Below are 10210 nucleotides of genomic sequence, written 5' to 3'. Positions count from 1 at the left end.
AGGCGCGATGGTCGAAGAGGCATTGCACGCGGTGTCCAAGCCTCGGCCGGTGGGTGGGGAGAAGGACCCGCGCACGCCCGAGCAGCGCTACGCCGACGGCTTGTGCGAGCTGATCACGATCGCGATGTCGACCAAGGATCTGCCGATGAGTGGCGGGGTGCGGCCGCAGATGGTGGTCACGATGCGCCTGGACGACCTGGAAGAGAAGGTCCGCACTGGGTACACCGACTGGGACGGTGAAGCGACCGCGTCGCTGTTGCGGCAACTGTCCTGCGACGCCGAACTCATCCCCGTCGTCCTCAACGGCGAAAGCATCCCCCTCGACTACGGGCGCTCCGTTCGGACCGCGCCGCCGCCTCTGCGGCGGGCGCTGGCCGTGCGGGACAAGGGATGCGCCTTCCCCGGATGTGATCGGCCACCGGCATGGACGGAAGCCCACCACGTCTTGCACTGGACACAGCACCGAGGACCGACCGACCTCGGAAACATGACCCTGCTGTGCTCGCACCACCATCACGTGATCCACGAAGAAGACTGGAAGATCGTCTTCGCCGAGGACGGGCGGCCGGACTTCATCCCGCCACCGTGGGTGGACCCGGAACAGAAACCCCTGCGCAACATCAGAGTCGACCCACGACTCAGGGGGTAGAGGGCTCTACGTTAAGTAGATCCCAAGTCGCGACGACATGCGTAGACCACTCATATTCCCGGAGCTAGCATCCCCCCACGAAATTGTGGACGAGGGAGAACCGGCGTGCGCACAAAGCAAGCGGCAGTACTGCTCGTTACCGCACTGTCCCTGGCACTGGCCACGCCAGCGAGCGCGAGCACGGCGAAACCGGCTCCCGCGTCCTGCCCCACGGGCATGCAGGCCAAGTGCTACACGGGCCAGGACGGTAACGGCGCCTACTACGCGATCGCGGTGCCGGAGAAGTGGAACGGCTCGCTGGTGGTGCACGCGCACGGAGGACCGGACCTCACGGAAACGTCCGATCCGGACAGGAGCGTGGAAGACCTCGGGCGCTGGGCGGTGATGGTGCGCGAGGGCTACGCGTGGGCGGGGTCGTCCTACCGTCGCGGTGGGTACGGGACGCGGATGGGGGCGCAGGACACCGAGAACGTGCGCCGTCTCTTCGTCGAAGCGTTCGGGCGGCCGAAGAAGACGTTCCTGCACGGGCAGTCGTGGGGCGGTGACGTGGCGGCGAAGGTCGCGGAGATCTACCGGGGTTACGACGGCATGCTGCTCACCAACGGAGTCCTGGCCGGAGGCACGCGCGGATACGACTACCGGGTGGACCTGCGCGCGGTCTACCAGTACTACTGCGGCAACCACCCGCGTCCGAGCGAGCCCCAATATCCCCTGTGGATGGGGCTGCGCAAGGATTCCACGCTCACCTCGGCGGGACTGGGCGCACGACTCCAGGAGTGCACGGGCATCGAGTCGAAGCCGGGCGAGCGGACGGCGTTGCAGCAGCGCAACCTCAGCGACATCCTCGCGGTGACGCGGATTCCCGAGCGCACGCTGGAATCGCACCTGCGCTTCGCGACCTTCACCTTCCGGGACATCGTGCACAAGCGGCTCGGCGGGCGGAATCCTTTTGACAACAGGACGATCCGATACACGGGCTCGCACGACGACGCGGCGCTCAACGCGGGGGTGCAGCGTTTCTCGGCCGACCCGACAGCGGTGCGGGACCTGTCCTTCGACAGCGATCCGACGGGAGCCACCTCGATCCCGACGCTGACGATGCACGCGATCGACGACCCGACCGCGTTCGTCCAGCACGAGAGCGCCTACCTGGCGAGCCGGGAAGGCGCGGGCACGGCGGGCGCGCTGGTGCAGACTTTCACGAAGGAGAGCGAGCACAGCGGCCTCAGCAACTCCGAGTACGCGACGGCGATCTCCGAACTGGCGAAGTGGGTCGAGACCGGCCGCAAGCCGACGCCGACCGCGATCTCCAACGCCTGCAAGGGATTCGACGCGGCCTATGGAACCGGCTGCTTCTTCGACCCCACGTACAAGCCGGGCGACTACGCGTCGAGGGTGTACCCGCGCCCGGGCGGCAAGCACTGGCCCGCGTTGTCGGCGGCCCGGGAATGGGTGCTGCGCTTCGTGCCCGGCGTCGGGATCAAGCCCTAGCCGCGACGTCTCCGGCGCGCTGCCGCAGGGCTTCGTCGGCCGCGTTCAGCGCCAGCCGGACCGCGCCCAGCGCAACGGCTTCCTGACCAACGGCGGACGCGGCGAGCTCGGGGGTGCGGAGGCAGGCGTTGTCCATGTGCCGCTTGATCCTCGGCAGCAGCAGGTCGGCCGCGTAGGTCAGGCCGCCGCCGACGACGATCAGCTCCGGGTCGATGGTCAGCGTCATCGCGGCGGCGTGCTGCGCGAGCACCTCGCAGAAGTCGTCGACGATCCGCACCGCGCCGGGCTCCCCCGCGCGCGCGTCGGCGATGATCTGCTCGGTGACCTGGTGGTCCCGGTCGGCGACGGACTCCTGCCGAGCGGGGCCGAGCAGCTTCTCCCTGCGCAGCTCCCACTTCTTCGGGTCCAGCAGGCCGATCTCCCCCGCCGCGCCGCCGAAGCCCCGGTGCACGCGCCCGCCGAGGATGAGCCCGGCGCCCATCCGGCGGCCGACCAGCAGGTAGATCAGGTCGTCGACGTCCTTGGCGACGCCGTGCCAGCGCTCGGCGACAGCGGCGGCGTTCGCGTCGTTGTCCACCAAGACCTTGCAGGCGAAGGACTTCTCCAGCCTGCGCGCGATCTGCACGCCGTTCCAGCCCGGCAGCACGGTGGACAGGGTGACCGTGCCGTCCGGCGCGACGATGCCGGGGACGCTGACCCCGGCGGCCATCAGCAGTGAGCGGTCGACCTTGCCTCGGCTCAAGCACTTCGTCGCCACCGAGCGCACGACGGCGATGCGCGGATCGGCCTCCAGATGCGGGTCCACCTGGACCTCGTGCGTGTGCACCAGCTCGCCGTTGAGGTCGGCGAGCACGCCGATCACCCGGTGCGCGCCGACGTCGAAGCCGAGCACGTAGCCGCTGTCCGCGCGGAAGTGGTAGCGGCGCGCGGGCCGCCCGACCCGCCGACCCGCGGCCGCCGCCAGCTCAGCGGCCCAGCCCTGCGCGATCAGGTCCTCGATCGCGGCCTCGACGGTCGGCCGGGACAGCCCGGTGCTCGCGGAGAGGTCAGCCAGCGTCGCCGGGCTCGCCGAGCGCAGCGCGGACAGCACCGCGACGGAGTTGATCACTCGCAGCAGCGAGGGGCTGCCGCTCACCCGGGAATCCTTGACCACCGCACGACCCCAATGGTAGACCATGGCCGATTATTTAAAGGAAGTTCCATTAATAACCCCTGCGGAGGTGATCACCGCGTGGTGACCGTCGCGATCGTCGGCGCGGGCAGCCGGGGCTCTACGTATGCCGCCCGCGCCACCGCCACCGGCAAGGCACGCGTCGTCGCGGTCGCCGAGCCCCGGGCCGGCGCTCGGCAAGCGCTGGTGGACGAGCACGAGGTGCCGCACGTCTTCGAGGACTGGCGAGAGCTGGCCGCGCGGCCTCGGCTGGCCGACGTAGCCGTGATCGCCACGCAGGACCAGGAGCACATGGAGCCCGCCATCGAGCTGGCCCGGCGCGGCTACCACCTGCTGCTGGAGAAGCCGATGGCCACCACCGAAGCGGCGTGCGAGGCGATCGTGCGGGCCGCCGAGGAGGCCGGAGTGATGCTCGCGGTCTGCCACGTGCTGCGCTACACGCCGTACACGCGGGCGATGAAGTCGATCGTCGACAGTGGACGGATCGGCGACGTCGTCAGCGTCGAGCACCTCGAACCCGTTGGCTGGTGGCACCACGCGCACTCCTACGTGCGCGGGAACTGGCGGCGCGAGGACGAGTCGACGTTCATGCTCATGGCCAAGTCCTGCCACGACCTGGACTGGCTCGCGCACATCGTCGGCCGACCGGCCGTGCGGGTCTCCTCCTTCGGCGGCCTCTACGAGTTCCGGCCGGAGCGCAAGCCGCACGGCGCGGCGGATCGCTGCCTGGACTGCTCGGTCGAGCCGGACTGCCCGTACTCCGCGCCACGGATCTACCTGCCGTTCCTCAAGGAGCCGGACCGCGTGTGGCCGCTGTCGGTCGTCACGGCGGAGCGCACGGCGGACGGCGTGCTCAAAGCCTTGCGGGACGGGCCTTACGGGCGCTGCGTGTACGCGTGCGACAACGACGTCGTCGATCATCAGGTGGTCGACATCGAGTACACCGGCGGCGTCACGGCCTCGTTCACCATGACGGCGTTCGCGCCGGTGAGCCACCGCAAGACGCGCGTCTTCGGCACCCGGGGATCGCTTGACGGGGACGGGGAAACCATCACCGTGCACGACTTCCTCACCGGCCCGGAGGTCGTCACGCCGACGTACTCCGGTGGCGCGACCGCGGACGACGGGCACGGTGGCGGGGATCAGGGGCTCGTGAACGCCTTCATCGAGGCCGTCCGCACCGGCGATCCGAACCTGATCCTGACCAACGGCAGGGACAGCCTGCGATCACACCGGCTGGTGTGGGCGGCCGAGGACGCGCGCCGGACCGGAACCGTCGTCAACCTGAAGGGAACTCCACGATGAAGCGCGGTTTAGCAGTGGGAATCGCGGCGATCGTGGTCACCGGCTGCGCGACCTCGACGCCGGAGACCGGTGGCCGCGGCCCGATCACCTTCGCCACGATCAAGGACGGCACGGGCACGGTGCCGAAGCTCGTAGAAGCTTGGAACGCCAAGTACCCCGACCAGACCGTGCGGATCATCGACCTGCCGGAGGCGGCGGACGGCCAGCGGCAGCAGCTGATCCAGCAGGCTCAGACCAAGTCCGACACCTACGACGTGATCACCATCGACCTCCCGTGGAACGCGGAGTTCGCCGCGCGCAGGTGGATCACCGAACTCCCCCGTGACCAGTTCGACGTGGACGGATTCTTCGCGGCTCCGCTGAAGGGTTCAGAGTACCGGGGCAAGCTCTTCAGCATCCCGCACTTCACCGGCGCCGGGATGCTGTACTACCGCACGGATCTGCTCGCGAAGGCCGGTGTCGCCCCGCCGAAGACCTGGGCCGAGATGAAGACCGCCTGCGCCAAGGTGCTCGCACTTCCTGAAGCCGCGGGCGCTTCGTGCTACGCCGGGCAGTTCGACAAGTACGAGGGCCTGACGGTCAACTTCTCCGAAGCGGTGTCCTCCGCAGGCGGTGAAGTCACCGACGACGCGGGCAAGCCGAAGCTGGACACACCCGCTGCCAGGGCCGGGCTCGACTTCCTCACCACAGCATTCCGCGACGGTTCGGTGCCGCCGGAGGCGATCACCTACAAGGAGGAGGAAGGCCGCCGGGCCTTCCAGCAGGGCAAGGTGATCTTCCACCGCAACTGGGCCTACATCCACGCGCTGATGAGCGCCACCGACGGTTCTTCGGCTGTACAGGGGAAGTTCGGCGTGACGGTGATCCCAGGTGCGTCCGGCCCGGGAGTGTCCACATTGGGCGGGAACAACCTCGCCGTGTCCGCGTTCTCCAAGAAGCCGGACACCGCGAGGGAGTTCATCAAGTATCTGACCACTGTGGACACTCAGCGCGAGCACGCCAGGGGCTCCGCCTACCCGATGACGCGGACGGCGATCTACCAGGACCCGGAGCTGCGGGCGAAGTACCCGTACCTGCCCGTGCTCCAGGACGCGATCACCGGCGCCCGTCCTCGGCCGACCTTGGTCCGCTACGGCGACGCGTCCGCGGCGATCCAGGAGCAGGTGTACGCGGTGCTCGGCGGCAAGACGTCCGCTGAGCAGGCGCTGTCGACCTTGCAGCGGCAGCTCGCCGAGTTCGCGCAGGGGTCCTGAGCCGTGCGGACGCGAGCGGGCAGGACGGCCGCGCTGCTGTTGTCACCGAGCCTGCTCGTGCTCGGCCTGGTGGTCGGGTACCCGTTGCTCGCCGCGTTCCGGGAGTCCTTGCACCGCAGCGGTGACGAGCTGGACGCGGACGGTTTCGTGGTGACCGGCGACAGGTTCGTCGGGTTCGACAACTACGCCGACGCGCTCGGTTCGCGGTTCTGGACGGCGTTCGGCAACACCACGTTCTTCACCTTCACCACCGTCGCGATCGAGGTCGTGCTCGGCACGGCGATGGCGTTGGTGATGCACCAGGCGATCCGCGGTCGTGGCCTGGTCCGGGCCTCGATCCTGGTGCCGTGGGCGATCCCCACGGCGGTCTCGGGGTTGTTGTGGCGCTGGATCTTCCAGTCCGACGGCGTGGCGAACCAGGTGCTCGCGGCGGATCTGCTGTGGACGTCGGACGGGTGGGCCGCACGGTTCGCGGTGATCATCGCCGACACGTGGAAGACAGCTCCGTTCGTCGGCCTGCTCGTGCTCGCCGGGCTCCAGCTGATCCCGCACGAGGTGCACGAGGCCGCGCGGCTGGACGGCGCCAGCGCGTGGCAGCGGCTCTGGCGGGTCACCTTGCCCCTGGTCAAGCCCGCGCTGCTGGTCGCGGTGCTGTTCCGGCTGCTGGACGCGCTGCGGATGTTCGACCTGCCGTTCGTGCTCGTCGGCGCGCAGAAGGGCTCGGTGGAGACGCTGTCCATGCTGGCGTGGAGCGAGGCCAACCAGGTCAGGTACGGGCCCGCCGCCGCGTACTCGGTGATCCTGTTCCTCTACGTCGTGCTCATCGCGTTCGTCTTCGTTCGGCTGCTCGGCGCAGACCTGTTGGGCGACAAGCGAAAGGCTTCGGCATGAGCGTTGTTCGCCGGTTCGCGCCGCTGCTCGGGGTCACTGTCATCCTCGTGTACTGCCTTGCGCCGTTCTACTGGATAGTGGTGTCGAGCTTCCGCCGCACCAGCGACATCTTCGACCTGTCGGTGCTGCCGTCGCCGTGGTCGTGGGAGAACTACGCGGCGGTGTTCAGCGGCCAGAACCAGTTCACCCGCGCGCTGCTGAACAGCCTGGTGGTCGCGGGCGTGACGACCGTGGTCACGGTGCTGCTCGGCACGCTCGCCGGGTACGCGTTGGCGCGGCTGGACTTCCGGTTCAAGAACCTCGTCCTCGCGGTGGTGATCGCGACCTCGATGTTCCCGGCGATCTCCCTGGTCGTGCCGCTGCTGAAACTGTTCACCGAGATCGGGTGGATCGACACCTACCAGGCGATGATCGTGCCGAGCATGTCCTTCGCGCTGCCGCTCGCCGTCTGGAACCTCACGACGTTCTTCCGCCAGCTCCCCGTCGAGCTGGAGGAAGCGGCCACTGTGGACGGGTGCACGCGCGGGCAGGCCTTCCGCAAGGTGATCCTGCCGATCGCGCTCCCCGGGGTCTTCACCACGACGATCATCGTGTTCGTGGTGGCGTGGAACGAGTTCGTCATCGCGCTGAGCATGGTGAGCCGCCCCGAGACGCAGACCGCGACCGTGCGCATCTCCCAGTTCGCCGGTTTCGCGGGCTACGACAGTCCTTTTGGGACGCAGATGGCGGCCGGTGCGATCGTCACCGTCCCGCTGGTGATCGCCGTCCTGCTCTTCCAGCGCTGGATCATCTCCGGCCTCACCTCAGGTGGTGTCAAGTGACCGATCTGCCCAGCAGGAGAACGTTCCTCGGTTTGGCCGGGGTCAGCGCCGCGGCCCTCGCGCTCGGCACCGGCGCTCCGGCGCACGCGACCACCTCCGATGACGTTCCCGCCGATCCTTTCCGGCTCGGCGTCGCCTCGGGCGATCCGGAGTCGGACGGTGTCGTCCTGTGGACGCGATTGGCCCCGGAGCCGCTCGCCGCTGACGGTCACGGCGGTATGCCGCGCCGTTCCGTTGACGTGCACTACGAGGTCGCCGAGGACGTGCAGTTCAAGCGTGTCGTGCGACGCGGGCACGCAGTCGCTTCGCCCGAGCTGGCGCATTCCGTGCACCCCGAGGTGACCGGCCTCGCACCTGATCGGGAGTACTTCTACCGGTTCCGCGCGGGCCGCTCGATCAGCCCGGTCGGGCGGACGCGGACGGCTCCGGCTCGGCACTCCCAGGCTCGGCTCTCCTTCGCGGTGGCGTCCTGTCAGGCTTGGTACCACGGGCATTTCACCGCCTACCGGCACATGGCGGTCGAGGACATCGATCTGGTGTTCTTCGTCGGCGACTACATCTACGAGTACGCCATCAACTCCGCGAACCTGTGGCGCGAGGGCGTCCAGCTCGACAAGGTGCACAACGCCGAGGTCCGCACGCTTGAGCAGTACCGGCTGCGCTACGCGCTCTTCAAGTCCGACCCGCACCTCCAGGCCGCGCACGCGCGCGCTCCGTGGGTGTCCACTTGGGACGATCACGAGGTCCAGAACAACTACGACCACGCGGGCCAGGGTGTCACTCCGGAGGACTTCAATCGGCGGCGCGCCGTCGCTTACCGGGCGTACTACGAGAACATGCCGTTGCGGCGGACGTCCTTGCCGCACGGCCCGCACATGACGCTCTACCGGCGCCTGTCCTGGGGTCGGCTGGCGAACTTCTCTGTGCTCGACACGCGGCAATACCGGTTGCCGGGCAAGAGCATCCTCGGCGCGCGCCAGGAGAAGTGGCTCCACGACGGGCTTCGTGCGTCGTCCGCGACGTGGAACGTGCTGGCGCAGCAGGTCGTGATGGCGCAGATCGACCGCGACATGGGGCCTGGGCAGACGTTCAGCGATGACCAGTGGGACGGCTTCCGGGCTGAGCGGGACCGGCTGCTCGCGCTCCGCACGCCCAACCTCGTGGTGCTGACCGGCGACATCCACCGCAATGTCGCCGCCGAGCTGAAGGCCGACTTCAACGATCCGAAGTCCGCCACCATCGGCACCGAACTCGTCGCGGGCTCCATCGGCTCCGACGGAGATGGAACGCGGCGCGACAACTACACCGACCTCTGGCTGAGCAACCCGCACGTGAAGTTCTACGACGGTCGGCGCGGCTACGTCCGCTGCACGATGACGCCTTCGCAGCTGACCTCCGAGTACCGCGTGGTCGACTACATCCGCCGCGACGACCGTGCCCCCGTTTCGACCGCCGCGCGCTTCGTCACCGCCGCCGGTCGCCCCGGTTTGGAGGCGCTGTGAAGCTCGCGGCCACGCCCGGCATCGGCTGGATCGACCTCACCTGGTCCTATCCCCCGCTCGTCGACCACTTCGCCGTCTACGCCTCGGATTCACCCTTCGCGCAAGGGGAACTCGTCGAGAAGACCGTCTACACGCGCTTTCGCCACGCCAACCTCGGCCCGCGCGGCCGCACCCTCCACTACCGCGTCGTCACCGTTGACGTCGCTGGCAACCGTGGTCGGCCCAGCCCCGTGCTGCGCGCGTCGTCCCTGACCTCCGTCACCGTCTCCGGCCGGCCCGTCGCGGTGATCGGGGACTTCGACCGGACGAGCCGTGGCCTGGCGCTCGCGCCCAACGGCTACCAGCAGTACAGCGCGCGCTTCCCCACCGGCGTCGACCACCCCAGCACCGACTGGCCGTACCTGCACCCCGGCCCGGCCGACAAGTGGGCCGGGAGCAAGCCGCACTCGTTCCGCTTCCACTTCACCCTGCCCGCCGTCCGAGACCTCGTACTCGCCGTTTGGCTCATCGACACCCACGCGACACTTCCCGGCCGCTTGGCGTTGTCCTGCAACGGCACCGCGTTCGCTGAGGCTGAGCTGGAGCGGGGCGCCACCAAGGGCTCCACGGTCGGCGAAGGTCCGCTGCTGCGGCCGTCCATCGTGGAGGTCGCCGTGCCCACGTCCGCGCTCCGCCCCGGCTCGAACACGATCACCTTGGCCAAGACCAGTGGCTCGTGGCACGCCTACGACGCTGTCGGCGTGTTCACGCCACCTTGAGCCACCCGATCGCGGGTTGCTTAACGCAGGGGACTTTCGGTTTGATCATCCGCGACGTGAGCCAGGCGGCATTCGAGGAGAGACGATGAGCGACACCGAGGTCCCCACAGAGAACACCCCGGCGGAGGACGGCCAGCCGGAGCAGGCGCCCGAGGTCGCCACGCAGACCTTCTTCTTCGGCGACGCCTTCGACGACTGAGCCGGTCAACGGGCGCGGCCGCCAGTTGATCATGGATGGCCCGCGAGGACCGTTCACGGTCGCGTGGCGGCCGCGAAGCCGGCGCGCGGGATCTGTGACGGGGCACCGGAGTTGGCGTCGGATCTGCCGCACAAGAATTTCTGGACAGTGGCGGAGCAGGCCGGTAGTTC

9 protein-coding genes are annotated in these 10210 nt (G+C 68.8%); 8 read left to right on the top strand and 1 reads right to left on the bottom strand.

Annotated features, from left to right (window positions below):
- Both CCN37_RS07455 and CCN37_RS07450 read left to right on the top strand, forming a co-directional pair.
- Positions 1-649 (top strand): HNH endonuclease signature motif containing protein (locus CCN37_RS07455; RefSeq protein WP_143261471.1); only part of this gene is annotated, 649 nt, incomplete at its 5' end.
- A gap of 105 nt (positions 650-754) precedes the next feature.
- Positions 755-2140, top strand: a complete 1386-nt coding sequence (locus CCN37_RS07450; RefSeq protein ID WP_086819925.1) for a hypothetical protein — start codon at positions 755-757, stop codon at positions 2138-2140.
- On the opposite strand, the gene CCN37_RS07445 is transcribed toward CCN37_RS07450, so the two are convergent.
- Positions 2130-3275: an ROK family transcriptional regulator gene (locus tag CCN37_RS07445; RefSeq protein ID WP_246842870.1), complete on the bottom strand. Its 1146-nt coding sequence runs from the start codon at positions 3273-3275 to the stop codon at positions 2130-2132. The two genes, CCN37_RS07450 and CCN37_RS07445, sit on opposite strands and share 11 nt — an antisense overlap.
- Before the next feature lie 96 nt (positions 3276-3371).
- Between CCN37_RS07445 and CCN37_RS07440 the strand changes: the two genes are divergently transcribed.
- Genes CCN37_RS07440 through CCN37_RS07415 form a run of 6 tightly spaced genes read left to right on the top strand, consistent with a single transcriptional unit; the run spans position 3372 to position 9841 of the window.
- On the top strand, positions 3372-4616 hold the full coding sequence (locus tag CCN37_RS07440; RefSeq protein ID WP_246842869.1) for a Gfo/Idh/MocA family protein: 1245 nt from the start codon (positions 3372-3374) through the stop codon (positions 4614-4616).
- Positions 4613-5869, top strand: coding sequence for an ABC transporter substrate-binding protein (locus CCN37_RS07435; RefSeq protein ID WP_086819922.1), 1257 nt, complete (start codon positions 4613-4615; stop codon positions 5867-5869). The genes CCN37_RS07440 and CCN37_RS07435 overlap by 4 nt, the downstream gene beginning before the upstream one ends.
- 3 nt (positions 5870-5872) lie before the next feature.
- Positions 5873-6760: a carbohydrate ABC transporter permease gene (locus CCN37_RS07430; RefSeq protein WP_086819921.1), complete on the top strand. Its 888-nt coding sequence runs from the start codon at positions 5873-5875 to the stop codon at positions 6758-6760.
- Positions 6757-7581: a carbohydrate ABC transporter permease gene (locus CCN37_RS07425; protein WP_086819920.1), complete on the top strand. Its 825-nt coding sequence runs from the start codon at positions 6757-6759 to the stop codon at positions 7579-7581. Before CCN37_RS07430 ends, CCN37_RS07425 begins: the two co-directional genes overlap by 4 nt.
- Positions 7578-9083, top strand: a complete 1506-nt coding sequence (locus CCN37_RS07420) for an alkaline phosphatase (RefSeq protein ID WP_086819919.1) — start codon at positions 7578-7580, stop codon at positions 9081-9083. Before CCN37_RS07425 ends, CCN37_RS07420 begins: the two co-directional genes overlap by 4 nt.
- Positions 9080-9841 (top strand): polysaccharide lyase family protein, encoded by a 762-nt coding sequence (locus tag CCN37_RS07415; RefSeq protein ID WP_086819918.1) that lies wholly within the window; start codon positions 9080-9082, stop codon positions 9839-9841. The genes CCN37_RS07420 and CCN37_RS07415 overlap by 4 nt, the downstream gene beginning before the upstream one ends.
- The last annotated feature ends 369 nt before the right edge of the window (positions 9842-10210 follow it).

The sequence above is a fragment of the Allokutzneria sp. NRRL B-24872 genome, from assembly GCF_002155965.1.
Lineage (GTDB): Bacteria > Actinomycetota > Actinomycetes > Mycobacteriales > Pseudonocardiaceae > Allokutzneria.
The sequence above is the reverse complement of the archived record's forward strand: the minus strand, read 5'-3'. Positions and strand labels throughout refer to the sequence as shown.

Coding starts and splice junctions, on each gene's coding strand:
- CCN37_RS07425 (WP_086819920.1), top strand. CDS start 6,757: ATGAGCGTTGTTCGCCGGTTCGCGCCGCTGCTCGGGGTCACTGTCATC.
- CCN37_RS07435 (WP_086819922.1), top strand. CDS start 4,613: ATGAAGCGCGGTTTAGCAGTGGGAATCGCGGCGATCGTGGTCACCGGC.